Origin of the sequence: Hylemonella gracilis ATCC 19624, from assembly GCF_000211835.1 — a bacterium.
GTDB classification, from domain to species: domain Bacteria; phylum Pseudomonadota; class Gammaproteobacteria; order Burkholderiales; family Burkholderiaceae_C; genus Hylemonella; species Hylemonella gracilis.
In genome coordinates this window covers 141,492-165,452 of sequence record NZ_AEGR01000093.1, presented here as the reverse complement: position 1 = coordinate 165,452, position 23,961 = coordinate 141,492, and the positions used below count along the sequence as shown (strand labels likewise).

General features: G+C 60.5%; 22 protein-coding genes, 1 pseudogene and 1 riboswitch. Of the genes and pseudogenes, 10 read left to right on the top strand and 13 right to left on the bottom strand.

Annotated features, from left to right (window positions below):
* The first annotated feature begins 450 nt into the window (after positions 1-450).
* From HGR_RS14785 to HGR_RS14775, 3 genes are all read left to right on the top strand, one after another.
* Positions 451-1,359: a hypothetical protein gene (locus tag HGR_RS14785; RefSeq protein ID WP_138922556.1), complete on the top strand. Its 909-nt coding sequence runs from the start codon at positions 451-453 to the stop codon at positions 1,357-1,359.
* Between the two features lie 84 nt (positions 1,360-1,443).
* Positions 1,444-2,079, top strand: coding sequence for a DUF2026 family protein (locus HGR_RS16910; RefSeq protein WP_006299139.1), 636 nt, complete (start codon positions 1,444-1,446; stop codon positions 2,077-2,079).
* A 27-nt stretch (positions 2,080-2,106) separates the two neighbouring features.
* Positions 2,107-2,943 (top strand): abortive infection family protein, encoded by an 837-nt coding sequence (locus tag HGR_RS14775; protein WP_006299138.1) that lies wholly within the window; start codon positions 2,107-2,109, stop codon positions 2,941-2,943.
* 366 nt (positions 2,944-3,309) lie between these two features.
* On the opposite strand, the gene HGR_RS14770 is transcribed toward HGR_RS14775, so the two are convergent.
* From HGR_RS14770 to HGR_RS14760, 3 genes are read right to left on the bottom strand one after another with little or no spacing between them, the layout of a single operon-like run.
* Positions 3,310-4,116 (bottom strand): DUF4062 domain-containing protein, encoded by an 807-nt coding sequence (locus tag HGR_RS14770; RefSeq protein WP_006299137.1) that lies wholly within the window; start codon positions 4,114-4,116, stop codon positions 3,310-3,312.
* Positions 4,117-4,120: 4 nt separating this feature from the next.
* Positions 4,121-4,651, bottom strand: a complete 531-nt coding sequence (locus HGR_RS17600; protein WP_006299136.1) for a RipA family octameric membrane protein — start codon at positions 4,649-4,651, stop codon at positions 4,121-4,123.
* A complete protein-coding gene (locus HGR_RS14760) occupies positions 4,651-5,040 on the bottom strand; it encodes a TIR domain-containing protein (protein WP_006299135.1) in 390 nt (129 codons plus the stop codon). The genes HGR_RS17600 and HGR_RS14760 overlap by 1 nt, the downstream gene beginning before the upstream one ends.
* A gap of 529 nt (positions 5,041-5,569) precedes the next feature.
* Here HGR_RS14760 and HGR_RS17120 point away from each other — a divergent pair.
* Complete coding sequence (locus HGR_RS17120; RefSeq protein ID WP_006299134.1) at positions 5,570-6,001, top strand: helix-turn-helix domain-containing protein; 432 nt, start codon at positions 5,570-5,572, stop codon at positions 5,999-6,001.
* Positions 6,002-6,125: 124 nt separating this feature from the next.
* Here the strand turns inward: HGR_RS17120 and HGR_RS14755 are convergent, their stop codons facing one another.
* Positions 6,126-7,043 carry a LysR family transcriptional regulator gene (locus HGR_RS14755; RefSeq protein ID WP_006299133.1) on the bottom strand — a complete coding sequence of 306 codons (918 nt, stop codon included), beginning with the start codon at positions 7,041-7,043 and terminating at the stop codon, positions 6,126-6,128.
* A 194-nt stretch (positions 7,044-7,237) separates the two neighbouring features.
* On the opposite strand from HGR_RS14755, the gene HGR_RS14750 reads away from it, so the two are divergent.
* A complete protein-coding gene (locus HGR_RS14750; protein WP_006299132.1) occupies positions 7,238-7,636 on the top strand; it encodes a carboxymuconolactone decarboxylase family protein in 399 nt (132 codons plus the stop codon).
* 507 nt (positions 7,637-8,143) lie between these two features.
* Here the strand turns inward: HGR_RS14750 and HGR_RS17425 are convergent.
* From HGR_RS17425 to HGR_RS17115, 4 genes are read right to left on the bottom strand one after another with little or no spacing between them, the layout of a single operon-like run.
* Complete coding sequence (locus HGR_RS17425; protein ID WP_138922555.1) at positions 8,144-8,719, bottom strand: hypothetical protein; 576 nt, start codon at positions 8,717-8,719, stop codon at positions 8,144-8,146.
* A 2-nt stretch (positions 8,720-8,721) separates the two neighbouring features.
* A complete protein-coding gene (locus HGR_RS17420; protein ID WP_138922554.1) occupies positions 8,722-10,497 on the bottom strand; it encodes a site-specific integrase in 1,776 nt (591 codons plus the stop codon).
* 2 nt (positions 10,498-10,499) lie between these two features.
* Positions 10,500-12,161, bottom strand: coding sequence for a hypothetical protein (locus HGR_RS17415; RefSeq protein ID WP_138922553.1), 1,662 nt, complete (start codon positions 12,159-12,161; stop codon positions 10,500-10,502).
* Positions 12,145-13,305 (bottom strand): tyrosine-type recombinase/integrase, encoded by a 1,161-nt coding sequence (locus tag HGR_RS17115; protein WP_081463560.1) that lies wholly within the window; start codon positions 13,303-13,305, stop codon positions 12,145-12,147. The genes HGR_RS17415 and HGR_RS17115 overlap by 17 nt, the downstream gene beginning before the upstream one ends.
* An 85-nt stretch (positions 13,306-13,390) precedes the next feature.
* On the opposite strand from HGR_RS17115, the pseudogene HGR_RS14730 reads away from it, so the two are divergent.
* A pseudogene (locus HGR_RS14730) lies at positions 13,391-13,981 on the top strand (ATP-binding protein); the annotation flags it as partial.
* 49 nt (positions 13,982-14,030) lie between these two features.
* Here HGR_RS14730 and HGR_RS14725 read toward each other — a convergent pair.
* On the bottom strand, positions 14,031-15,245 hold the full coding sequence (locus HGR_RS14725; protein ID WP_006299127.1) for an MFS transporter: 1,215 nt from the start codon (positions 15,243-15,245) through the stop codon (positions 14,031-14,033).
* 179 nt (positions 15,246-15,424) lie between these two features.
* On the opposite strand from HGR_RS14725, the gene HGR_RS14720 reads away from it, so the two are divergent.
* The 4 genes from HGR_RS14720 (at position 15,425) to HGR_RS14715 (ending at position 18,990) form a co-directional block, all read left to right on the top strand.
* Positions 15,425-16,834 carry an MFS transporter gene (locus tag HGR_RS14720; RefSeq protein ID WP_138922551.1) on the top strand — a complete coding sequence of 470 codons (1,410 nt, stop codon included), beginning with the start codon at positions 15,425-15,427 and terminating at the stop codon, positions 16,832-16,834.
* Between the two features lie 57 nt (positions 16,835-16,891).
* On the top strand, positions 16,892-17,038 hold the full coding sequence (locus HGR_RS17595; protein ID WP_006299124.1) for a hypothetical protein: 147 nt from the start codon (positions 16,892-16,894) through the stop codon (positions 17,036-17,038).
* Between the two features lie 331 nt (positions 17,039-17,369).
* Entirely contained in the window at positions 17,370-17,909 is a 540-nt protein-coding gene (locus HGR_RS17410) for a hypothetical protein (RefSeq protein WP_138922550.1), read from the top strand.
* 303 nt (positions 17,910-18,212) lie between these two features.
* Positions 18,213-18,371: riboswitch (FMN riboswitch) on the top strand.
* A gap of 82 nt (positions 18,372-18,453) precedes the next feature.
* Positions 18,454-18,990: a 6,7-dimethyl-8-ribityllumazine synthase gene (locus tag HGR_RS14715; protein WP_006299123.1), complete on the top strand. Its 537-nt coding sequence runs from the start codon at positions 18,454-18,456 to the stop codon at positions 18,988-18,990.
* Between the two features lie 15 nt (positions 18,991-19,005).
* On the opposite strand, the gene hutG is transcribed toward HGR_RS14715, so the two are convergent.
* Genes hutG through HGR_RS14695 form a run of 4 tightly spaced genes read right to left on the bottom strand, consistent with a single transcriptional unit; the run spans position 19,006 to position 23,948 of the window.
* Positions 19,006-19,827 (bottom strand): N-formylglutamate deformylase, encoded by an 822-nt coding sequence (gene hutG / locus HGR_RS14710; RefSeq protein ID WP_006299122.1) that lies wholly within the window; start codon positions 19,825-19,827, stop codon positions 19,006-19,008.
* Positions 19,824-21,305 carry a formimidoylglutamate deiminase gene (locus HGR_RS14705; protein ID WP_006299121.1) on the bottom strand — a complete coding sequence of 494 codons (1,482 nt, stop codon included), beginning with the start codon at positions 21,303-21,305 and terminating at the stop codon, positions 19,824-19,826. The genes hutG and HGR_RS14705 overlap by 4 nt, the downstream gene beginning before the upstream one ends.
* Positions 21,283-22,563, bottom strand: coding sequence for an aminotransferase class I/II-fold pyridoxal phosphate-dependent enzyme (locus HGR_RS14700; RefSeq protein ID WP_006299120.1), 1,281 nt, complete (start codon positions 22,561-22,563; stop codon positions 21,283-21,285). The genes HGR_RS14705 and HGR_RS14700 overlap by 23 nt, the downstream gene beginning before the upstream one ends.
* Positions 22,560-23,948 (bottom strand): FAD-binding oxidoreductase, encoded by a 1,389-nt coding sequence (locus tag HGR_RS14695; protein WP_006299119.1) that lies wholly within the window; start codon positions 23,946-23,948, stop codon positions 22,560-22,562. Before HGR_RS14695 ends, HGR_RS14700 begins: the two co-directional genes overlap by 4 nt.
* Between the last annotated feature and the right edge of the window lie 13 nt (positions 23,949-23,961).

The following is a 23,961-nucleotide window of genomic DNA, read 5'->3' as shown; positions in this document are numbered from 1 at the left end:
AAAGAAGCATAAGCGTTCCGAAGCGGAACATTTATGGTTCCAGCGACAGACTGACGCTGCCTATATTCGAGCACACCGTTCTCATCTGGGTACTGGACGGAGAGCATGCTCCTTGTCCGTAGCAACAAGCCGTTACACTTGATCGGCAATGCCCCTTTTTCCGAGGTCATGCAGCGAAGTTGCACGATCCGACTAGATGGCAAGAAAAAAGCTGCCTGTTGGGCAGCTTTTTGAAGAGGGTGGGTCAGGGGCACTACTAGCAGACCGTTCGTACCGCTGACCCGTCGTTGCGCCACAAGGGCGCTTCTCAGAGAGCAGTATAACAGCTGTTACCAGCCCGTGCTTACCTTTTGCTCAGGCCTCCGTTCAGTGGAGGTGGAAACCGCCTTGTCCGGAAGCCGACTCGGTTCGTACCAAAGCCTCGTTGGGGCGACAGTCATTGACTCCGCCGTGGGGGCTTACATTTGGGGGCAGGAGCTCAATGCAGCCCTTTCTCCTCTCCTTAGCATGGTAGAGGTGGTTCTACGGAACAGCATCCATGTCGCGGCTTCTGCCCAGTTTTCCACACCTCGTTGGTATCAAGACGTCCTAAAAAATGAAGGCGACCTCCAGTTCCCACTGAAGGTAGCCGCCAACGCTACGTTGCTCCAGCGCTACTACCGTCCCGGCGTCCGGCCGCACCACAAGCGGATGGTCTGGATCGGCGGCCATCAGAAGTATTTGACGCACTGGCGCTCTCAGAGCGAGGCCCGGCTCGACGAAATCACCCATCGACTGACCCAGAATGGGAAGCCCCAAACACCGGACCAAATCGTCGCGCACGCGATGTTCGGCTTCTGGCTTGGCATCCTAGGTCCGACGTTTGAGTCAACGACCGATCCGTTGGCCCTGTGGCCGAACTGCCTTGCAGCTACCTTTCCGAACGATCCCAGCATGACGCGAGCTCGCGCACATCAACTGCTCGCGCGCATCAAGGGGCTTCGCAACCGTGTTTCCCACCACGAGCCCGCGTGGAGGTTGGCAAATCCGCTAACTCCGGCTGGCGTTAATGCAACCCTGACCGTGCGAGTCAGCGAAATGCGAGAGTTGCTCAATGCGATGACGCCTGACATCAACCAGCTTCTGGCCAATGCCGGGCTCTATGACCGCCTCAGTTGGTTATTGGACCCGCGAACCATCGCGGCGTTTGCCGGGCAGCACGCTATTGCCGCGGTTGACCTTCGATCCCTTTCCCGGAAGGTACGCAAGCTGGCCAGGCAGGCCCACCGTAGCGCCGCGGCGCCGGTTCCCCAGCCAGGAAGAGCGGTGGCCCTGCATCACGCCGGAAAGACACTGATGACGGTGGTTCCACACTTCTGAGCACGCAAGCCCATCACACCTGATCCGGCGCGCCCACCTGCGCTAGATCGTGCAGACCGCAAACCCTACTTGACGGAGTAGCCTATGGCCCAGCGACCCCTTCTCCCTCTTGCCGATTACCAGCGCATCTACCAGGTCATCTACAGCGTGCTGGAAGCGTCGGGGCTTGCAAAGACTAGTCGGGCGTGTCTGTTCTTCGCCTCCGCGGGGGTGCTGATTCTGCGGGACCACTACCATTTAGAGGCAATGATCAGTGTCGGCAGCATGGCGCTGATGGTGCACGAACCAACGGCTACCGTCCTCATCTATGGCCGAGAACAGGACGGCAGATGGCAATATGACGAGGACGGATTCCACGCCTGGGTCGAATGCGATGGTTGGCTGATCGACTTCATGGCGCCCATCATGGGGCAGGCCTTCAAGGAGGATGGGGCGGCAGTGCCTATCCCTCGAAGGATGCTTCAAAAGCCGTTGGCGGACCGCAAGCCGCACCCGAAGGCGATCCAGCATGAGGGCGAGTTCTTCTACGAAAGTGATTCTTCCGTTGCCGAAGCCCTTCTTGATGACCAGAGCATCTTGTTTGATGACCTCGTGAAAATCTGTCTCCAGTGGTTCCGTAGGCCCCCCAAGGCATTACCGCCGATTGCAATGGGCGGTACCGGCATTAGCGACCCTCAGCCCATTGTATTGAGGGCGCCTTCCATCACGGGCGTTTGGTAGCGAACCAGCTCTGACCCATCGAAAGTCATGTCGAATATTCCCATTACCGATACCGTTTTGCATGCCATTGCCCAGTTGGTCGACGACTCTGGCAACAGCGGCAACTATCGTGAGCCGTCCCACTCCGACATCGAATTCCAGGTGAATGCCGCCGGGCTTGCCGCGTTCGACCCGAAGCAGCAGGGGCAACAGATCGGCAAGGCCAAGCGGGTCAGAGCGGTGCTGTACGAAGCGATGACCGCAAATCACTCCGGCGGCTCGAGATTCGTCACGGGGCTCTTGGGGAAGATTCGTGCGTGTGGAGGCTTCCGCGCTGGTGCACCAAACTTCGTTGGTTCGGACGCGATTGCGAACGCTAAGTCGGCCTGCGACAGCGTAGGCTTTGTCCTTGCGGACGACGGAACGCTTTCTCCGAAAGTGCTCACGGCTCTTCGCGGCCCTGAGCTGACGGATGCGCTGTTAGGCTACGCACGGCGCGCGCAGCGAGGTGCAGAGGATGCGGCCCTTGTGGCTGGGACGGGGAAGGATCTGCTTGAAGCCACTGCCGCCCATGTACTCACGACCATTCGGGGCAGCTATCCCGCCGGTGCCAACTTTCAGGCCTTATTGGGTATGGCCTTCACTGCGCTGGACCTCGCTGTGCCGGAGATGCCAGAAGTTCAGGGCGAATCCCCTGTCCGCGCGATGGAGCGAGGCCTGTTCGCCACCGCGCTTGGTGTTAACCGCGTCCGAAACAAACAGGGTTCTGGTCACGGCCGCCCTTGGCTACCGACGCTCACCGAAGCTGAGGCCAAGGCAGCGATTGAGTCGGTTGGTACGGTCGCCAGCTACCTGTTAGCTAAGCTGACAATACGCGGAAGATAGTCTCTACCATCAGGCCACAATTGACCTGTTTCACGTCCTAGTCGAGGCCACTGCGACAACGCGATTGCAGTTGAAGCAGTGGTTCTGTCGCTGGAACCATAAATATGCCGCAGCGGGAAGCATAACTGTTCCGCCTAGTATCAATCACTAGCGTAAGTGGTCATCCGTGCTCACAAGCCGAACAGCCGATCAGAGCCAACTTGCCGACGTTCGCACCGCCGCTAAGCGGGTGACCGTTGTGAGAGACGTCAAGCGCGAGCACTCGCCCTATTGTTACCACTCGCTTCTCGCGAGAGCGGTCTGTTGTTGCCTGAGGCCCACGTCCGCGGGAGCGATGTCTCTGCGATGCCGCGCAGGGGTAAGGTCCTAATCTGCCTGGGCGATGTGATCGTCCGGCGTATCATCTTCGCGCGCCGCCTGAGCGTCCTTCACCAGTTCCATCAGGATCTTCTCAATCCTCATCAGGCTGTCGATCGCATCATCCAGCGACATGGGTGTGCCACGACTGAGAGTGAACGCCGCTGCCATGTTGTCACCACCTAGCAAAAACCCAAGACTCTCGTGCAGCACTGAATCCGGTACGTCTTGCGTACAAGCCCCTGCGACCTTGCCTTTCAGGAACGCGAACCGTGGTGGTGTCAGCCGATGCATCCGCGTCGCGGTCGCGGCAAGCTGAGGCAACACCTGGGCTCCGGGCGCTTTGTCCATCGCTCCGACAAGCCGCACAACGTCTTGAGTGACTTTCGCCGCGAGGTCCTCAGGCGACGAGAACGCGTTCACCACGTGCGCTTTCTTAAGCTGCCCCTTGAACGCAAGTAGCTTCTCTGCGCCGGCACCAGTGTCAACAAACTTCGGAAGCACAGGATGGTGCTCCTCGTCGATCAGGTACATCAGCGTTGGCAGGCGAATGGCTTGCGCTTCCTCGTATTCGAGTTGAGTCATCGACTTCCCATCGTCAGGGTCGATGAAGCCATACCGCATGCCAATGATGCCGACGAAGATGTTCGAGGCGCGGACCAGTCGGAGGCACTCGGCTTTGGGCGTGTCTGGAAGTGCCCCGAAGAACTCCATCGCCTTAAAGGTCAGCTCCAAGCGGGCAATGGCATCGCGCACAAGACGCCGGTGCGCCTCAAGATCGATGAACGTGCTGCTGACGAATATCGTCTGCGTCATACGCTCATATGCGCAAGGCCGACTGCACGGTGAACCAGTTCACTGACTTCACGAACACGATGGCGTGCAGGATCATGAAAATCCAAGGCACGAGCGACTCGACGTGAGACAGCGGCCGATAGAGTACCGGATTCGTTCCGCGATCAACATACTTCCACTCTGCGTCGTACGGGCGGATCGGCAGCCGCTTCTCAATCTCGTGTACCACAGCCCATTTGGCAGTATTCAGGTTACGGTACGACGTGATGATCACGTACCACAGGTACGTCAGCGCGACTCCTGCGAGCGCAATGAGCCAGTGATGCTCGTTCGTGTCTTTGACAGTGAGGTAACCGACGAAACCGAAGATCGCTGTGTTCAATGCCAGGAAGTACTGATTCGCCGTCGTTCGTCGCTGGCTGATGCGATCAGCCATTTCAACGTACAGTTTGTACTGATCGAGCAGGTGGCTGTACCACTTCTCGTTGTGCGGGTACTCGGATCCTTCCTTGATCGGGATTTCGTTCCACAGCGTTTCGAGATCGACCTGTGGCATCAGCGCCCACCATGGATCAAGGTCTTGAGGTTCTCCCAAGTCCAGTTGTACATCTTCTCGCTCTCAGCACCCTTCGGACGCGTGCAGTCCGCATCCCTGTACCCCTTCAACAGGAACAGCGGCTTGCCTAACTGTTTGGCGATGGAATACTCGATCGAGACACCATTAGCGGTGTGAGTCCTGGTGCCGCACAGCACACAGACCACGTCGGCGCGGCGGATCCTTTCCCTGACTTTGCCCTGCCAGTCGCCGGTCAGGTGCTCCTTGACAGACGCATCTGCTACGTCGAACGGCGTGTCATCGTGCTTCGACTGCCCGATCAGGAATGTCTTGAGGGTCTCGTCGTTGTCGTAGTCAAAACTGACGAAGAGGCGCTTCCTAGTTGGCATGCCGGTCTCCTATCAAGGGGTATTAATTTTACCGGTTGGGGTCTTCAAAAAGCGGTCCTGTTTTTTGGCATTTCGCCCAAATCTCGTAGTGCAAAGTTGCACTTGAGCTATTCAACCAACGGGATACTGCCATGGCAAACCTGCCCCAAGTATGGCGTGCCATCAGACTGATCGGGGAGTTGCTTGGCCTGAACGACGCAACTAACGGCGATGCGATTTCTGACTCGTACTCGGAAGCAACCCGTTGATTATCGAGGGTGGAACGACCGGTCCCGGCAAGAGGAGTCACTCAGGCTGCGCACCTGACTGACCGCAAGCAGCCTAGCCTCTCACGGACAACCTATTTCGACGCATTTTCTGGCTTAAAACGGCAGAATTTCAATGTTTGGTTGACTGGAATTGGGCCACCACTGGAGAGATTCGCAGGCTTGTGTTTGAAATACTCGAGACGTCAAATGCTGCGATTTGCGCTCCCACTGCGTCCACCGCGTTTTTGTGTATCGTCTGCACTCCAGCTACCAAGACTGACATGGCAAATATTACAAGCCTTCTGAAATCAGAAATCACACGACTCGCTCGCAAAGAGATCCGTTCCGAAGTCGAAAGCCTGAAGAAGGCTGCAGCCCATTACCGTAGTGACATAGCCAAGCTCAAACGAGAGTTGGCTGCGCAAGAAAAGAAAATCGTGCGCCTGGGCAAGAGCTCGCCTTCTGTGGTGGTCACTGATACGTCGGACAACAGCCCGAAGCTGCGTTTTCGTGCATCAGGTTTCGCGAGCCTGCGCGAGAAGCTAGGGCTGTCAGCCGCCGAGATGGGAAAAATTCTCAACGTTTCACTTCAGACCGTCTATCACTGGGAAAAGGGAATCTCCAAGCCGAGGGCAAGCCAACTAGAGCGCATCGCCGAGGTCAGAAAACTGGGCAGGCGAGGCGCAGCGGCAAAACTGGCTGAAGCCTCATAGGCCATTAGGAGAGCTACTTCGAGAGCGGTCACTGTCTGAGCACAAGTTGGCGACAGGTCAAATCTGAGAAGAAAACTGCGGCAGATCCTGGGCTGATTTTCCAGCGCCTCTTTCTCATGCCGCACTATCCCGTCCTGGATGCCTTGATTTCGCGCATCTTGGCTACGCCAAGGGCGGCAACGACCAATAAATCCCGCATCACCTCTTTGTCTCGAGGAGTGGCCAATCCAATGCCGACAGCCAGATCCTCACCCTCGATGAGCGTCCGATAGGAAACACCAGCTCGGCGCAACCCTGCAAATGAGCTTGGCAGCAAGGCAATGCCACGCCCGCTGGCCACATCGGCAAGCAGTACATGGTGGTCTGTCGGCTCCTTGACCTTTCGGGGTGCAAAGCCGTGATGGGCGAAAACACGTTGGCAGTGGTCGTAGAACGCAGGCTGACGTGCGCGCTCGAACCAGAAGATGACATCGGTAGCGAGGTCGGCGAGACGAACTGTTCGGCGCCTGGCTAGAACGTGTGAAGATGGAATCGCCACCATCATCGGCATCCGACCAAGCTCAGCCACGTCAAGCTCAGACGTCTCCGTGGGTAGCGCTATGAAAGCTGCCGCCAATCGGCCTACGCGTAATTGGCGAACGAGACGGGGAGAGGTGTCGACCACCACCGACACAGCCGTCCCAGGGTGCTGCTCCTGGATCCGTTCCGCAAGTCCACCGAACCATGCCGGTTCGACAGCGCTCGTAAGACCGATCCTCAAACTCTGCGGCAGGCCCTCATGTGCCAGACTGGCCTCCGCTTCCCGGAGCATTCTCCCGATGCTTCGGGCATAGGGCAGCAGCTTGCGACCAGCGTCGGTGAGACTAACGCCCTTGCTACCGCGATCGAACAGGCGCACGCCCAGCCGTTCCTCAAGTTCACGAATCGCACGGCTCAACGGTGGCTGAGACATATGCAGCGTCTCGGCTGCTTGCCGAAAGCTCAGCGTATCGGCGACAGCCAGGAAGAGAGCCAGAGAGCGGGAGTCCAAGCGCGATGACATACCTAAAAGGTATCACGAACTTGGTCATTTCATTTGACATGACCGGCTCCTAAAGTTGCATCCATCGCAACTCAGGAGTCATTCATGACCACCGGAAATCTCTTCACCCCGGCAAAGTCACCATACTGCGCGGAGCACGCGGCCGAAAGTTGGAGCGCTGAAAATTTTCGTCGATATCGCTATGGAGTCGCAAAATGAGCACCGACCGCTATGAACGCGGGGCCGCAATGCTGGCTGCCATCGATGGTCCAGCAGGGCTGGCGGTTGTTGATGGGCTGGCGAAATCCTTTCCCGATTTCGCGCGCTACATCGTGGAATTCCCGTTCGGAGACATCTATGCGCGCAAGGGTCTGGGCCTGCGCGAGCGGGAAATCGCAACGGTCGCGGCGCTGAGTGCCCTTGGTAAAGCCACCCCGCAGCTTCGGGTACACGTACACGCCGCACTTCATGTTGGATGCACGCCAAGTGAGATCGTCGAGGTGGTGATGCAGATGGCTGTCTACGCAGGGTTTCCGGCAGCTCTCAATGGCTTGGCGGTTGTGCGAGAGGTTTTTGTGGAGAAGGATATTTCGCTGCCCTTGGTTTCCGACTAGCTGTTCCTGCTCTCCGACTGCAGACCTGAGGCCGACTCTTGCTGAAGCTGAAATAGTGCCGCTGTTAGTTGAATCGGCGCCAATAGAAAACAGACTTCCTCCTTAAAGTAACGAGGCTTGCCCCATCGAAAAATGTCCGAAGTGGGATTCGGATAGCTCGAAGGATTCATCTGAAATAGTGCCCTTCTCTCTTTGAGCAAGCAGATAGTTCAGTCCAGCCCTGATGTACTGTCCAGCATGCATTAACCGGACTTGGCGGTGATTGAGCGCGGAAAGCAAGACTCGGCATGAGGCAGTGAAAGAATATTGTTCACCACAACCAGCCGACTCAATGCTTGCTACATGACCACTATCAACAGTTGGATCGGCACACCTGGTCAATATTCAATTGGCGCCTACAAGCTACCTGTTTGGATACAGGCTAATCGACGCGAACATCGAGCCATCTCATGTAGTTTCTTGAGAGAACGGGCGCCGCAAAAACGAAAGCGAAAGCTTACAGAATACTCAAGGATTCTGATCACTAGAGTTGCACAGGCGCTTTCGCAAATCATCGTAGACTTCCAGCGGAGGCATTGTGGTTCCCACACGCAGTCCTAGAAACTCAATGAAGAGTTTCTTGCGGTCGGAATCGAGCGAATCGAATTCGGATAGTCGGACAGTTCCATCGCCCAGATAGGAAAGAACTGCTCGTCGAAAAAATCTACCTCCGGTGACATTCAATAGAGAAGCTGCTTCCACATCCTGTAGGACGGCGCGTGGATGCCGAGCCTTTAATGGCGATCCCGCCTCTTCCACCCACAAGAAACGCAACAAGTTGTTCTCCATCTGTAGTCGCTTCAGCTCTTCACGCAAAGCTATCTCTGTGCGACTCTGCGATGGATTAGGTGATCTCCGTGGGCTTCTCACAAGACCGAGCTCATTAAGCAGCGTTACGTGCGTGCGATAGAGATTAGATCTATTAACCCCCGCCATTTCACAGATTTTTGAGATATTGATCTGTGTATCTGGATGCTCCTCTCGCCACAAAGCCACAGCTTGCCGCACTTTCACTTCAACAGGAATCCGCTCCTCACGCTTCATACCTAGATCAATTTCCTCAAAATTTCTCCCGAAACCTTTATCCTAGATTCAACAAAGAGTCTCGACTGTTCAGGAATATTTTCTCGCTTGAGAAACTCCTCATCTTGCTGATAGCGCTCTTCCCAGAAAGATTTGTGTTCCGATGTCACGAGGAAGTTGGAGCAGGAAGCACACAGTGCAGGATTCCGTGTCACATCATTTGGACGGTGCTGAGTGCCTCTGCACGCCGAAAGACTTTGCTCATAGGCACAGTACCCCCAGCTGCATGGAGCCAGCTTGAGAATGCCGCGCTTGATTTGCGCTTCAATCATCGCCTCCATACTGGCTTTCCCCTGAAATTTTCCGCTTGCAACTTCTTGCCTCATGAGTTCAAGTTGTTCTGCGCCCTTACCAGCTACGGCCGTCGCGGTAAGAAGCCTGCGATAGCCCTCACGCATATCGTTAAGCTCGGCATCTTCAAGCATCAAGAGCATGCTCCGATCTCGGCCGGAGGCATAAACCTGATCTGTGATCCAGCGAAACACATGCCCATAGTGCTCAGCAAGTGCCCCTAGGGCGCGTTTATCGCGTCTCATCACAAACCTGGCGAATGAGTGTCTGAATCGATGGGGATATACCGACTCATTGAGGGGAGATTTCCGATGAGGACTGCTTGCGAATTGGTTAAGCAGCTTATTGATCGATTCTTGTGGCATTGGACGAGTCTTTCGTCCAAGTAGAGGCACTGGCGTATTGCCACCAAAGACCTGAAGCAATCTCTGGTCACCAGATTCGCCCCAAGGAAGCATCCAGTGGATTGCTTCGACCGCATCGCGTACGGTACGGCTCGTCGCCCAGGTGCGATATCGATGTCTTTTGGACTCGATCGAGCGGAGACGAAACATCTTCTCCCCGCTGCTTCCATCTTCGCTGATGCACTCACGAGCAAGACACATTACCTCTCCAGAACGCAATCCAACAAGCCCAAAGATCGCCACTAGTGCTGCCCCAAACGTCATTCGATAGGCATTTCGAACAAGGAGTGATTTGGTCTCGAAATTGCGACCTAGGTAATGCTCAACTCTTTTGTAGGCTTCAGTCTCAGCCATCTCCTCATAAATCTCTCGGAGTATTTGGGTTCGTTTCGCTTTTGTTTTTGCAACCACCTTCCCCCTGCGTTCATAGATAAATTGAATGAGTGTCTTAACGTCGGGAGCGACCTCCTCCACCCAGTAAATCGCGTCACGCAGCAATTCGAGACAAGCCGTCTCTTCTAGCGGTTTCCACCCATCTCCATCTTCCGTTACGAGGCGCCTCTTAAGCGCCGTTGCCACCTCACGCGTGTCAAATCGAACGGCGCGCGGGATATGGCCGCGCAATGTCCAAAGGTATCCAAGAAAAGACACGTACATTCTCAATGTGCCACCGCGGGTTACTCCAGAACCGCCTTCCTCTTTACTTGTGACCAGCGTGCGGAAAAACGCCTCAATATGTTCTGGTGCGAGCTTCGAAAATGACCAAATCTTGTTCGCGATCATCCAACGGACAAAAGTTCGCATGCGCGCGAATTGACAGTAGACAGTAGCAGGGCTGGGCGGTTTACCAGATTGCCCTATCTTGAGTACCCAAGCATCTAAGAAGCTTTGGCACTGCTCACGCAGCTGTTCACGTTGGCTTTTGTCTCCAATCTCGGTGGGAAAAAACTTGTCCCAGCGCAAAATTTCCACTGGCCGCCCTTGAGGATGTGCAGCCAGTTTCCAAACGGTTGGCGTTCGACTCTCATAAGTACGCTCAAGCATATTTATTCCAGTCTCGGCAGGGCTGGAACAATCCGTTCAGAAGCCAGTCTCAATATTTCAGGGGTAACTTTTGGCAAAAGGTCGCGCTCAATTACCTGCAGCGTTGGCTCCCAAAGTTTCTCGAAGCGCAGACTCCATCCTTCTCTCAAAGCGCGGCTCCGCTCCTTTTTCAGATGAGCAACCGTAGCAAGTAGCTTTGCAATGTTCGTTGGGTCATCCAGCAAAATAATTGCACCGGGACACGTACCGCAGCCAAAGAACTGCTCGCAGACCTTTCCTTTTTGAGATCCGACAGCGATCCCACCTAGTGGGTCTTTACAACCAAACCCGAACACTGTGTTGAATGGCCCAGTCTCGGGCATATGGCTCTCTCGCTTCGGCGAGGTGCTTATAGATCTCGCACTGCTCTCGATCAGTCCTGAAAACTGCACAATGATTTTTTCATTGGCTGCTCGGATGGCCGGTGTGTTCAGGTAAATTTTTGTCGTCTGGGCGCTACGATGATTTAGTTTTTGTTGCGCGGCGTCAACTGATCCAAAGAGATAAGCTTCTTCAGCCAGCGCATCCCGGAATTGCCTGAATGTGAAACGCTCCAGCCCATGCTTGTCTCGAAATTCTTCCAAGTAGAGATGCAAAAGCTGAGTACACGAACGGCGCACACTTGCACCGTTACTCGCAAGGAACAGAAAACTTCGGTCAGCGGGACGTGCTAATGGCACGAGATTTTCATTGAGCGCCAGAAGCTTTTTAGCAATACCGGCAACCGACCACTCCTTGTTTACTGGTGAGCCCTTGATCTGCTCACGATGCGCACGCTTTTTCTCCCAAACAAATAGAACCAACTCTTGCCTCGGATGCTTGATAAAACAGTCTCTTGGTGTTTTGTGGATGGCCTCGGGATTTCCTCCTGTTTCCACAAGAATTGCCAAATAAAAGGGCAAGAGATCACGGTACGTCAAAAAAACATGCGAATACACGTACCGAAATCCGCCGAGCGCCGTTACTCGCTGCACTAAGCCCGGTACCGCCTTCCGAACAATCTCTTTTTTTACATATCCTGGTGCGATTTCAAGAAGCGCACGCAGCACATCCCCCAATTCGGAAATTCCTTCATTCTCTGCAACTCGCATCGCCCAGGTGCCTGCCGCAACCCGCTTCTCGATCTGTTCAATCTCTTCTTGGCAAAGATCCCAAATTTTTCTCCTGAGATCCTGAGAAATTATTGTGCGAGGTATCACTTCCTCTCTGCGAAACCCTACGACGTTGTCGTCAAGACTTCTTGGCATGCCCGGATATTTCTGCCTGACCGCATATATGAGCAGAGATCTAACGACGTTCTGCACACTCTGATTTGTCGCATTCTTACGATCGCTCTTACTCAGAGCATCTGTAAAACCTTGCAGGGCCTTTTCTGAGAGCGCGTCTACACCGCAGTCAACTGTTTGCAGGTATTCGCTGAACTTCCGAAGACTGGAAAAACTCTGCTTTTGTGTTGCTGGTGTCAAGTGACCAAACTGCCCCTCGAAGGCAAGACGAAATGACGCCTTTAGCACATCCCCAACGGGGAGCCGTCCAAAATCGAGGCTCAGCAGCAAATCTCCGAACGAATTTCTGATTTCGTAGAGCAAGCTCACCGTAGCTTTTCTCTCAAGGCGATTTGCCATTGGCGCCCTCTCTCAGAAACTTTTGCCCCAGATATGCAGCTGTAGCCTCTTCAAACCCCCGTTTTGCCCTCAAGTACACCTCGCTGGTCTCCTGACTAGCGTGGCCCAAAAGTTCCTGGATGATTTTCAGTGGATTGATTCCACGGTCCACTTTGGTAATGTCGGGTAACCAATCCAACACCATCATTGCGAAAGCGTGCCGCAGGTGATGTAAGGTCGCCGTGGTCTCGGCGCGATTCGCCACTGCGCGAAAGGCCCGTGAAAAATAGTTGCGCTCAATTTGTCCTCCTCGCTTGCTGACAAATATGTAGCCGCGGGGATCAGAGCCTCCACTTAGCGGGCGCTCACAGTCAACCCACCACTTGGTCTCACGAATCAAGCCAATGGGCACATACACATTCCGCCGCTTTCCACCCTTCCGAACTGGAGAGAACACAATTGCAGGAACATCAGGTTGAATATCCTGTAGCAATAAATCCAGATCAGCCAATCTAAGGTTGCAAATTTCCCATCGACGCAGCCCCGTGCAAATTGCCCAGCAGAACATCAGCCGCCAAGGCTGCGCGCTACTTTCTCGTATCCGCACCCAAGCTTCCAGGCCGAGATAGCGCGGTTCCTTATGCTCTATGAGTGGGCTAAGACGTCTTCGCCAATCTGCAGTTCGACGCTCAGACCTTGCAACTAGGTACTCGCCGAGCGGGCTTGGGGCCTTGGTAGTTGTTTGCCCCCAAAGGTGAAAGTAGCTTGCCACCTGAATTCTCAGGTTCGTCGCGCTAGATGAGAGCTCTGCAACGCGCACTAATTGATTTCTATACGCGCTGAAATGCTCTTCTGTTACATCATGAAGATCAACTGCGCGTTCTTCCAGATAGGTCAACCAAGGCACCAGACTCTTCGCATATGTGTGCACCGTATCTCCGTGATGGCTACGGCTATTAACCGAGACATGCACCAAAAAGAGGCTACCTTCTCGATGTATCTGCCCTTGCCTCTCGATGAAGCAAAGAGGCACATGGAAGAACTGCAGGAATTGGCCCTTTTCCATCGGGTGCGCCAGCATTTCAGCGGAAAGTGCGCGCAGTCGCTCTTCAGTGCCAAAGTACTCTGACGGGTTGAACTTTCTAATGACAAATCCGCTTCCCATGGCGTTGACCCTTGTGAGCTATTGCCACCAGACTACACGTCTCACCTGGCGCAGGAAAGCAACAGACATGAAAATCCAGGTAATGCCCGAGACCTCGCGCAGCGCACTCGAAGCGCTGCGCGAACCCCTGGAGACCGGGCGCATCCGCATCGCCCGCGCGGCACGCCAAGCGGAATTTCCCGCGCGCTTCCAGCTCGTCGCCGCGATGAACCCCTGCCCCTGCGGCCACCTGGGCAGCGGCACGCGGTCCTGCCGGTGCACGCCCGACCAGATCAAGCGCTACCAAGCGCGTTTGTCCGGGCCGCTGCTGGACCGCATTGATTTGCACGTGGGCGTGAACGCCCTGCCCCCCGGTGAACTGCTGGGCACGGGTGCCGCCGAATCTTCCGCCACCGTGCGCGCGCGCTGCATCGCCGCGCGTTCGCGGGCCCATGCCCGCCAGGGCCGGATCAACCAAGACCTGGGGCCCCAGGAGTTGGAGCGCCACGCTCACGCCGACGACAACGCCCTCGGCTTTCTGCGCCAGGCGGCCGAGCGTCTGGGCTGGAGCGGGCGTGGCCTGCACCGCAGCCTGCGGGTGGCGCGCACCATTGCGGACCTGGACGGCGCCGAACGCATCGGCACGGAGCATGTCGCCGAGGCCCTGCAGTACCGTCCCGCACTGGCCCAACCCTGAGTCACGCTCAACTTGCTGCGCAGCTACGCTTGCCTGCGCAACGGCACACTCACACGGCTTCGGCAGGCAGATGCCGGCGGCGCAACAAAACCGCGAAGCCCCAGCCCAAGGCGCACAGAATGACCCCAGCCCCGGCGATGGTCGGGGCCGAGCCCAGCCGGGCGGCGAGCGCCGCGGCCAGCAGCACGCCGATGGATTGGCCAATGAAGAGAAAGGCCGCGAACAGGGACACGGCCGTGCCGCGCGCGGCGGGCGCCATCTGCGTGGCATTGGTTTGCATGGTGTTGTGCAGCATGAAGAAGCCGAAACCCGCCGCCAGGCAGGCCGGCGCCGCCGGCCAGGCCAGGGGCGTATAGGCGACGACGAGCGCGCCCAGCCCCAGCAAGGACACGCCCAGACGCACCAGACCGGCCTCGCCCAGGCGCGGGATCAGCCAGCGCGCCGTGACCATGTAGAGCACACCGCCCAGCCCAAACAGCGCCACCACCACGCCCGCCGCGCTCAGGCTCAGGCCCAGCGCCTCGTGCAAGTGGGTGGCCCAGATGGCCAGCGCGCCAAAACCCGTGGCGCCTTCGATCAAGGCCACGATCAGCACCACGCGCGACCAGCGCCCGGTGACGATGGCCCAGGCCTGCGTGACGAAACCCAGTCGGGGTGCCTCGCCTTGTGGCGCCTGCGCGCTGCCCCCTTGCTGGCGCGCCATGCGCCGGCCCTCGCGCCAGAGCAGCACACCGGCCACGCCGAACAACAAGGTCATCAGCACGAAGGCCCAGCGCCAGCCCAGGGTGTCGGTGAACAGGCCACCGAAGACCTGCCCGCTGGTCAGGCCCAGCGTGGTGCCCAGGGCGAGCTTGGCCAGGGTTTCCTGGCGCTGGGCATAGGGCACGTTGTCGCCGATCCAGGCCATGGACAGCGGAATGATGGCCGCCGCGCCCAGCGCCGTGAGCATGCGCGCGGCCACCAGCATGTCCAACCCCAGCGCGAACACAGCCAGCACGCAGCCCGCGCTGCAGCCCAGCGTGGCCCAAGTGACCACGCGGAACTTGCCGAGCCGGTCACCCAGCGGGCCGTAGAACAACTGGCACAGGCCGTAAACCACGGCGAAGAAGGAGATGGTGCGCGCCGCCTCGGCCAGGCCCACGTTGAATTCACGCGACAGCTCGGGCAGCATGGCATCGCACAGGCGCTGCACGGCCATGCTGGAGAACGTGGCGCAAGACAACAACAAAACGCTGCGACGCGTGGAGGCGCTGAGTGTGGACATGGGGCGGGGAAGCAAACAACAAGAGACAGCCCTCGGTGCATCTCAAGGAACAGCGCGAGGGTGCGGATACGAAAACAGAAACAGAAACCGATGCGAAATAGGCCAGCAGCACATGGCGTGAGCGGCGCGCGGGCCGCCGAGCCGCCGGGCCAGTGCAGGCGTTCATCATAATGAGCCCCATGCCCACGCGCAGCACTTCGCCGCAATACCCTGCTTCTGCGGCCTCCCCGACTTCCCCCACCGCGCCTCGCACCTCGCCCCCTGCCCCTTTGCCACCACCACCGCCCGGGCGCTTCATCGGCTGGCTGTCTCTGGCGCAACTGATCAGCTGGGGCAGCGTGTTCTACCTCTTCGGCCTGCTGCTGGAGCCAGTGGAACGGGATTTGGGCCTGACCCGCGCACAAACCTCGCTGGGCTTCAGCCTGGCACTGCTGGCCGAGGGTCTGATGGCCTGGCCCGTGGGGCGCTGGATCGACCAGGGCCATGAGCGCGCGGTGATGGTCGGCGGCTCGCTGCTGCTGGCCCTGGGCTTGCTGCTGCACAGCCAAGTGGACAGCCTCGCGGCCTTTCACGCCGTCTGGGTGTTGCTGGGCGTGGGCCTGGCCGGTGCGCTGTACCCGCCGGTCTTCGCGGTCATCATCCGCCGCTACCCGCAAGACTTCCGCCGCGCCATCATCATCGTCACCTTCCTGGGCGGGCTGGCCAGCACGGTCTTCATCCCGCTCATCGCCGGGCTCATCCACGCCCTAGGCTGGCGGCATGCGCTGTGGCCGCTGGCCGCCCTGCACCTGCTGGTCTGCGCGCCCATCCACTGGCGTGTGCTGCGCGGTGCGCCACGGCCAGAACACGGCACCGTCAAGGCGCGGTCCGCAAAGCCGGGACCTAAGCGCGGCGACTACGACCTGCAAGAAGAGAAGGCAAGCGCGGGGAAGCCGCCCACCCACCCGTCCACCTTGCGCCAGCACCTGCTGAGCGCGCCTTACCTGCTGGTGGGCCTGTTCATCGTGCTCTTCATGGGCGTGGTCGCCGCCATCCCGCCGCACCTGGTCAGCCTGCTGCGCGGCTACGGCTTGCCCGAAGCCTGGGCCATCCTGGCGCCGGCGCTGATCGGCGTGGTGCAGGTGGCGGGGCGTGCCCTGCTCTTTTTCTTCGAGGCACGCTGGAGCCTGCACACCGTCAACCGCATCATCCCCACCCTGGTGCCGCTGGCCTTGCTCACGCTGCTGCTCGCCCCCCTGCTGGCCGCGCCTTTCGCGGCTTACGCGCTGTCGGTGCAGATCGGCCTGGTGCTGCTCTTCGTCGCCCTCTACGGCCTGGGCAACGGCATGCTCACCATCGTCAAGGGCACGGCCGTGGCCGAGTACGTGGACCGCGGCCAGGCCGCCAGCCTCAACGGCGCGCTGGGCCTGCCCCAGGCCCTGAGCCGCGCCGCCACGCCCTGGCTACTGGGCGTGATGTGGACCCCAGCCGCCGCCTACCGCAACGGCCTGTGGCTGATGCTGGGTCTGTGCCTGCTGGGACTGGGGGCCTTGGTGTGGGCGCAACACCACGCGACCCGCCACGCCGGGGATTTGCACCAGCCCGCTTGATTCGCGCCGCGCCGGACTTAAGATCGCGCGAACCCAACCACCCCACCAGGAGGCACCATGCCCAAAGGCGTACAACGCAACGACAAGATGGCGAAGAAACCCAAGAAGGACACCAGCCCTCCGCCGGAATCCTCGTCCGTGTCCACCCGCCCCGTCCCGCCCACCACGGCGGTGATGCCCAAGGGGAAGATGAAGAACAAGTGAGTTCGGGGCAGGCTCTGTCGAGCCTGCTGCGCGAGCCAGCTCCGGTTAAGTTTCGGCCCACGGACACCTCGAAAGGCAGCCCGACAAAAGCAAGGCCGCAACTTGGGGCGGCCTGAAGCGGCAAACGTGTTGCCCCACTGCCGACGGATTTGGCGCCGGCTTTGCTCCGTACTTTCGCCGGGTTTCCTGGTTTTTCAGGGGCGTGGCGGCGACACACTAGATCCAACGCCTCGGTACGAAGGTCTTCCCAGATATGCCGCGCAAATTTCTAACTTTGCGCTCGAGCGAACGGCCTAAGGCAGCCGCAGAGCTTAGGCGTTAGGCCTCATGTATGAATAAGTCGGTGCTTGAAGCGCTAAAAAAACTCCAGCTTGAGCGTGGTGGCTCGTCACCATTTCCCAGTCATACCGAATTCCTGCGCTGGTCCGACCAAGTTGCTCCCCTGCTGTCGTTCGATTCCACGATTCAATCGGAGTTCAAGCAGACAGTCCGTACCGCAGATGTCTCATCCAAGTTGGGCAGCCCAAACGACGCAACAGGAAGCATCAATCGCGCCATTGGCTTGCTAAACCAAGCAGTGGTCACTTTAGAGTTGTCAGTCACACAGCAGGTTGCTACCAGCAACGCAATTGCGCCAAAGTCTGGGGATCCTGAGTTGCCAAACAAGCTCACCATTAAATGGCTCTACGAGCATACGCCTGTCTCCTTCTATGCTTGGCTGTTGGGATTGCTACTCGCGGCATTTATGGGCGGGGTTGCCTTCTCCGAAACACCACTCTACGCTGCACTGAAGGGTAGTCCTCCTGCACAGCACGCGGTGCCTGCGCCTGTCAATTCGCAGCAGTCCATTGAAACCCAACCCCCATACTGACTCCCCCACAACAGCAAGAGGTTGATTAATCTTTCTTGTGTGGGCCCATCTTGTGTTGGCAGGTTCGGCCTCGTCCGTCCGTAAGAGCTTCTACGGATAAGAGGAGATGGGCGTGGCATTTTTTCGAATTGCCACCACGGCTTATCGCAAGACCCCCTACTCCTCTCCAGACTGGACAGGCGTCAAGGGTGCGATCAATCTATTGATCGCTATTGCATGGCAGGGAAATGCGCATCGACCCCAGTCGCTGGCACTGCACCCATGACACCTCACTAGAATGCACCCGCCGATCCTCGTGGTCGGCAGCGTTCTCAGGGCGGGGTGCAATTCCCCACCGGCGGTAATTGCAGGCAACTGCAAAAGCCCGCGAGCGCCCGGCATCCGCCCTTGTGGACGCCGGGGTCAGCAGATCTGGTGCGATGCCAGAGCCGACGGTGACAGTCCGGATGAAAGAGATCGCGTGGTCAGCCGGGATCGCCGCAGGGCGCGCCCGGCGGTTCCGCGTGCGCCCTGATTCTGGCCATCACTCTCAGCGAGTTCATCCATGAATCAGATCCTCACCACCATCCCCACTCTCGATGCGCCCGAGCCAGCAGGCTCGCATGCGCGGCGCATCGCCATCCTCAGCGCGCGCTGGCACGAGGACATCGTCGCCAACGCGGTCGCGGCGGCACGTGCCGAGCTGTTGCGAAGTTGGACCACGCCACCGCGTGTCGAACACTTTCAGGTGCCTGGCGCTTTTGAGATTCCGCTGCACGCGCTCAGCCTGGCCGCGACGGGCGGCTATGACGCCATCATCGCCTGCGGACTGGTGGTCAACGGCGGCATCTATCGCCATGATTTCGTCGCAGCGGCGGTCATCAATGGCCTGATGCAGGTTCAGCTACAAACCAGCGTGCCCATCTTCTCGGCCGTTCTGACGCCCCACGACTTTCACGAACACGAGGAGCATCGCAAGTTCTTCAGTGAGCACTTCGTCAAGAAGGGCCTGGAAGTCGCACGCGCCTGCGTGGAGACGCTGCGCAGCCTCGCCAGGCTGAACGACGCGGCCTCGGTCAGACGCCGCGCGCAACCGGCCTGAGCGGGTTCACCAGCGTCACCGCTTCTCAACGTACGCCAGCACCGCCTCCAGCATCCGCCGCACCCAAGGCTGGATGCCCACGGCTTTCTCAGGCAGGTAGTCGAAAGGCTGTTGCTCCATCATGTAGCTGGCCTGCGTCATCTCCAGCTGGATGGCGTGCACGCCCTGCGCAGGCTGGCCGTGTTGGCGGGTGATGTGGCCGCCCTTGAAGCGGCCGTTGAGCACGGCGCTGTAGCCGCTCTGCCCCGCCTGACGGCCGATCGCGAGCAGTTGCTCGGCCAGGGCCGGGTCGCAGCTGGCGCCGTCGGCGGTGCCGAGGTTGAGGTCGGGCAGGCGGCCTTCGAAGAAGCGCGGCACGACCGAGCGGATGGAGTGCGCGTCCCACAGGGCGGCCACGCCGTGCACGGCCTTGAGGCGAGCGAGTTCGGCGCCGAGCTGCGCGTGGTAAGGCCGCCAGATCGCTTCGCGGCGCGCGGCGACTTCATCGGCATCTGGCTGTTCGGCCGGGTTGCGGTAGAGCGGTGTGTCGTCGAAGGTGTCGACCGGGCACAGGCCGGTCACGCTCTGGCCGGGGTAGAGGCTGCTGCCATCCGGCGGGCGGTTGAGGTCAACGACGTAGCGTGAATGCGTGGCCACGAGCACCGAGGCACCCAGTTCGTCGGCGAAGTCGTAGAGCCGCTCCAGGTGCCAGTCGGTGTCGGGCACGCCGCGCGCTTCCTCGGTCAGGCGCTGCGCCAGCGCGGGCGGCACATGGGTGCCCACATGCGGCATGGAGATCAACAGCGGGCGCTTGCCCTGGCGAAAGTGGAAAGGCGGCTCGTTCGTGGTGAAGTTCATGGTCGGGTGTTCTCCAGCAGTTGACGCCGGGCGTGGATGAAGCCCGCGCGCGCGGGGGCGCTCTGGGCATGTTGTCCATCTTGCACGCGCAGTTGGCCGCTGGCCCAGACGCGGGCGATGGCCGACTGGCGGTGACTGGCGAAGACATGGGTGGCAAGCATGTCCTCGGGTGTGTCCAAGCCCTGCAGCAGAGGATGCGTGGCGTCCAGCTCCACCAGGTCGGCGCGTTGGCCGGCCACCAGGCCTGCTTCAGCGCCAGCGCCAGCGCCAGCGCCATCGGGATGGTTCAAGTGACCGCTGGCCTGCGCGCCACCCGCGACAGCGGCCAGGGTCATGGCGGTGGCCACCTGGGGCTGCCCGGCCGTGGCCAGCACATTGCGCTGGCGGGTGGCCAGGCGCTGGCTGTATTCGAGCATCAGCAGTTCCTCGGCGGCGTTCACCGTGGCATGGCTGTCCGAGCCCACACCCCAGCGGCCACCCGCAGCCAGCCAGCGCGGCAGATCGAAGATGCCGTCGCCCAGATTGGCTTCGGTGCTTGGGCAGAGCCCGGCCACCGCGCCGGTCGCCGCCGCGCGGCGGTATTCGTCGGCGTCCATGTGGGTGGCGTGCACCAGGCACCAGCGCGCATCCACCTGCGCGTGGTCCAGCAGCCACTGCACGGGGCGCTGGCCGCTCCAGGCCAGGCAGGCATCGACTTCGCCGGTCTGCTCGGCGATGTGGATGTGGATGGGGGCCGTCGGGTCCTGCGCCGTCAGGCCCGCGATGGCCTCGCGCAAGGCGTCCGGCGGCACGGCGCGCAGCGAATGCGGCGCCAGGCCCAGGCGCGTACCTTGCGCCGCGCAGAGCGGGCGCAGACGGTCGATCAGGGCCAGCATGTTGTCGGTGCGGCGGATGAAGCGACGCTGGCCCGCGCTGGGCGGCGTGCCGCCGAAACCACTGGTCTGGTAGAGCACCGGCAGCAGGGTGAGGCCGATGCCGGCGGTCTGCGCCGCACGCAAGAGGCAAAGCGCGAGCGTGGCGTCGTCGGCGTAGGCCCGCCCGTCGCTGTCATGGTGCACGTAGTGGAACTCGCAGACGTGGGTGTAGCCCGCTTCCAGCATCTCCACGTAGAGGCCGGTGGCCACCGCCTCCAACTGCTCGGGCGTGATGGCGCCAGCCAGTCGGTACATCAGCTCGCGCCAGCTCCAGAAACTGTCTTGCGCGGTGCCGCGGTATTCGGTCAGGCCGCCCATGGCGCGCTGGAAGGCGTGCGAGTGCAAATTGGGCAAGCCAGGCAGCACGGGGCCGTTCGCCTGCGGCACACCTGGCGGCGGTCGGCTGCCGGGCCGAACGGCGGTCAATTCACCGTCCGCGTTCCACTGCAACAGCACGTCACGTGTCCAGCCCCCGGGCAGCAAAGCGTGCGCGGCGAACAGCGCACGCCGCAGGTCAAGGTCTGTCGGGAACGCGCGGGTTTCAGGCGGCTTGGGCATGGCCATGGGTGGGCTCCGAGATGGGTTCCATGGCGCCCAGGGGCTGCGCCACGACCGGTGTCATCGCCTGCGTAAGCGCCTGGACAAAACGCAGGTTGTCGTCTTCGCTGCCGATGGACACGCGCAGGCAGTGCGTGAAACCGGGCTCCTTCCAGGGCTTGACGATCACCCCCTGGGCCAGCAAGGCCTCGGCCACCGGGCCGCTGGGGCGCCCCAGATCCAGGAAGAGAAAGTTGGCCGCCGAGGGCGCGATGCGCAGGCCCGCCAGCGGATGGCCCGTTTGGCCCGTTTGGCCCGTTTCGTCCGCTTGAGCCGCTTGAGCCAGCGCCTTCAGACGCGCGGCCAGCGCTTCGCGCAGCAACACGGTGCGGGCCACGCTGGCCTGCATGTGTGCGGGGTCGTTCCAGGCCGCCAGCGCAGCGCACTGGGCGGCATGGTTGACGTTGAAGGGCGAACGCACTTTGTCGAGTAAGGCGATCAGGGCCGCGTCACTGGCCATGCCGTAACCCACGCGCAGGCCCGCCAGGCCCCAGGCTTTGGAGAAGGTGCGCAGCACGATCCAGGGGCCGCTGCGTGTGCGCAGCAGTTCCAGCACTTCGGGATAGTCCGGCTCCAGGCGGGCGTATTCGTAGTAAGCCTCGTCGAGCACCAGCACGGTGTGCGCTGGTGTGGCGGCCAGCAGGCGCTTCATGGCTGCGCGGTCGAAGGCACAGCCGACGGGGTTGGAGGGATTGGGCACAAAGGCCAGCTTGGGGCCGCGCGCCAGCGCGGCGCACCAGGCCTCGATATCGAAGGTCATGGCCTCGGTGAGGTCAAGCAGTTCAAGGTCTGCGCCCATCATGCGCGGGTAGATCTCGTGCAGGCCGAAGGCCGGTCGCTGGGTCAGCACACGGTCACTCGGTTGCAGGAAGACCTCGCACAGCAGCTTGAGCAAATCTTCCGAGCCGTTGCCGAACACCAGGTGCTCGGGCGCCACGCCTGTGCCTGCCGCGATGGCGGCGCGCAAGGCCGTGCACCGCGCGTCGGGGTAACGGCTGAGTTCGCCGCTTTGGGCCAGCTCGGCCAGCACACGCGCCACGGCCGCACTGGCGCCGAAGGGGTTCTCGTTGCTGGCGAGGCAAGCCAGGGGCTGCTCGGGCGGCAGACCGTAGCGCTGACGCACCGTGGCGGGCGAGAGACCGGCGTTGTAGTCCGGCAGGCCGCGGGCCTGCGGTCGGGCCACGGACATGAGCAGATCGGGCGAGGTGTTGGACAAGACAGTCATAGACCGAAGATCTTTCCGGGGTTGAGCAGGTTCAGCGGGTCCAGCGCCTGCTTGATGGCGCGCATGGCTGCCAGTTCCTGCGGCGTGCGGCTGAGACCGAGGTACGGTTTCTTGTGCAGACCGATGCCGTGCTCGGCCGAGACACTGCCCTGGAAACGGGCGACGAGTTCGTACAGCAACTCCTCCAGCACCTCGGCTTGCTGACCGATGCTGGCGCCGTCGGTGGTGACGTGCAGATTGCTGTCGCCCACATGGCCAAAGAACAGGGTCAGGTGGCCCGGCCAGCGGGCGTCCAGGGTCGCGCGGCAGGCCTCGGCGAAACGGCCGATGTCGGCCTGCGGCAGGCTGACGTCGAAGTTGATGGGCGGGTGCAGGCGACTGGGGAACTCGGCGGGCGCCTCGCGCAACTTCCAGAGCGCGCGCGCCTGCGTGGTCGACTGGGCCAGCACCGCATCGTTCACCTCACCGGCTTGCAGCGCTTCGTCCAGCAAGGCTTCCACGGCCGCACGCAGGCAGTCCTCGTCGCGGCCGTCGAGATCGACCAAGGCCAGCAAGGGATGGGGCTGCGCGAATGGCGGCTGCAACTGCTGCCAGGCCAGCGAGGTCTGCACGAAGTCGTTCCACATCAGCTCAAAGGCCGCCACATCGTTGCCGAAGCGGGCCTGCAGGCGGGACCGCACATCCAGCGCCGCGTCGAAATGCGGCAAGGCCAACAGCGTTGTCGTGCGCGCGCCAGGCCAGGGCCGCAGGCGCAGCAGCACGCGCGTGACGATGCCCAGCGTGCCTTCGGCACCGATGAAGAATTGCTTGAGGTCGTAGCCGGTGTTGTTCTTGATCATGGGCCGTAGCATGGGCAGCACCGTGCCGTCGGCCAGCACCACCTCCAGTCCCAGCACCTGTTCACGCAGCATGCCGAACTGCAGCACGCCATTGCCGCCGGCATTGGTGGCGACGTTGCCGCCGATCTGGCAGCTGCCGCGCGCGCCCAGGTCCACGCCGAACTGCAGGCCCACGGACTGCGCCGCTTCCTGCACCGCCTGCAAGGTTGCGCCGGCCTGGGCCTTGAGCACGGCGGTGCGGGCGTCGACCTGCTCGATGGCCTGCATGCGTTCGAGCGACAACACCACACTGCCCGGCACGGGCACGGCCCCGCCCGCCAGGCCGGTGCGCCCGCCCTGGGGCACCACGGGCACGCGGTGCGCGCTGCAGCAGCGCATCAGCTCGCTCACCTGCTGGGTATTGCGTGGGCGCACCAGGGCCAGGGGCCGCACGGGCGGCGCGCCGCTCCAGTCCGTGAGGTAGGTCTCGGGCACGTTCGGGCCGGGCAGCACAAGCTCCGCGCCCAGGGTGGCGGTCAGTTCGTCCAGGAAACGGGTGGGTGACATGCAGGAACTTTCG

Coding starts and splice junctions, on each gene's coding strand:
- HGR_RS16910 (WP_006299139.1), top strand. CDS start 1,444: ATGGCCCAGCGACCCCTTCTCCCTCTTGCCGATTACCAGCGCATCTAC.
- HGR_RS14775 (WP_006299138.1), top strand. CDS start 2,107: ATGTCGAATATTCCCATTACCGATACCGTTTTGCATGCCATTGCCCAG.
- HGR_RS14770 (WP_006299137.1), bottom strand. CDS start 4,116: ATGACGCAGACGATATTCGTCAGCAGCACGTTCATCGATCTTGAGGCG.
- HGR_RS17600 (WP_006299136.1), bottom strand. CDS start 4,651: ATGCCACAGGTCGATCTCGAAACGCTGTGGAACGAAATCCCGATCAAG.
- HGR_RS14760 (WP_006299135.1), bottom strand. CDS start 5,040: ATGCCAACTAGGAAGCGCCTCTTCGTCAGTTTTGACTACGACAACGAC.
- HGR_RS17120 (WP_006299134.1), top strand. CDS start 5,570: ATGGCAAATATTACAAGCCTTCTGAAATCAGAAATCACACGACTCGCT.
- HGR_RS14755 (WP_006299133.1), bottom strand. CDS start 7,043: ATGTCATCGCGCTTGGACTCCCGCTCTCTGGCTCTCTTCCTGGCTGTC.
- HGR_RS14750 (WP_006299132.1), top strand. CDS start 7,238: ATGAGCACCGACCGCTATGAACGCGGGGCCGCAATGCTGGCTGCCATC.
- HGR_RS17425 (WP_138922555.1), bottom strand. CDS start 8,719: ATGAAGCGTGAGGAGCGGATTCCTGTTGAAGTGAAAGTGCGGCAAGCT.
- HGR_RS17420 (WP_138922554.1), bottom strand. CDS start 10,497: ATGCTTGAGCGTACTTATGAGAGTCGAACGCCAACCGTTTGGAAACTG.
- HGR_RS17415 (WP_138922553.1), bottom strand. CDS start 12,161: ATGGCAAATCGCCTTGAGAGAAAAGCTACGGTGAGCTTGCTCTACGAA.
- HGR_RS17115 (WP_081463560.1), bottom strand. CDS start 13,305: ATGGGAAGCGGATTTGTCATTAGAAAGTTCAACCCGTCAGAGTACTTT.
- HGR_RS14725 (WP_006299127.1), bottom strand. CDS start 15,245: ATGTCCACACTCAGCGCCTCCACGCGTCGCAGCGTTTTGTTGTTGTCT.
- HGR_RS14720 (WP_138922551.1), top strand. CDS start 15,425: ATGCCCACGCGCAGCACTTCGCCGCAATACCCTGCTTCTGCGGCCTCC.
- HGR_RS17595 (WP_006299124.1), top strand. CDS start 16,892: ATGCCCAAAGGCGTACAACGCAACGACAAGATGGCGAAGAAACCCAAG.
- HGR_RS17410 (WP_138922550.1), top strand. CDS start 17,370: ATGAATAAGTCGGTGCTTGAAGCGCTAAAAAAACTCCAGCTTGAGCGT.
- HGR_RS14715 (WP_006299123.1), top strand. CDS start 18,454: ATGAATCAGATCCTCACCACCATCCCCACTCTCGATGCGCCCGAGCCA.
- hutG (WP_006299122.1), bottom strand. CDS start 19,827: ATGAACTTCACCACGAACGAGCCGCCTTTCCACTTTCGCCAGGGCAAG.
- HGR_RS14705 (WP_006299121.1), bottom strand. CDS start 21,305: ATGGCCATGCCCAAGCCGCCTGAAACCCGCGCGTTCCCGACAGACCTT.
- HGR_RS14700 (WP_006299120.1), bottom strand. CDS start 22,563: ATGACTGTCTTGTCCAACACCTCGCCCGATCTGCTCATGTCCGTGGCC.
- HGR_RS14695 (WP_006299119.1), bottom strand. CDS start 23,948: ATGTCACCCACCCGTTTCCTGGACGAACTGACCGCCACCCTGGGCGCG.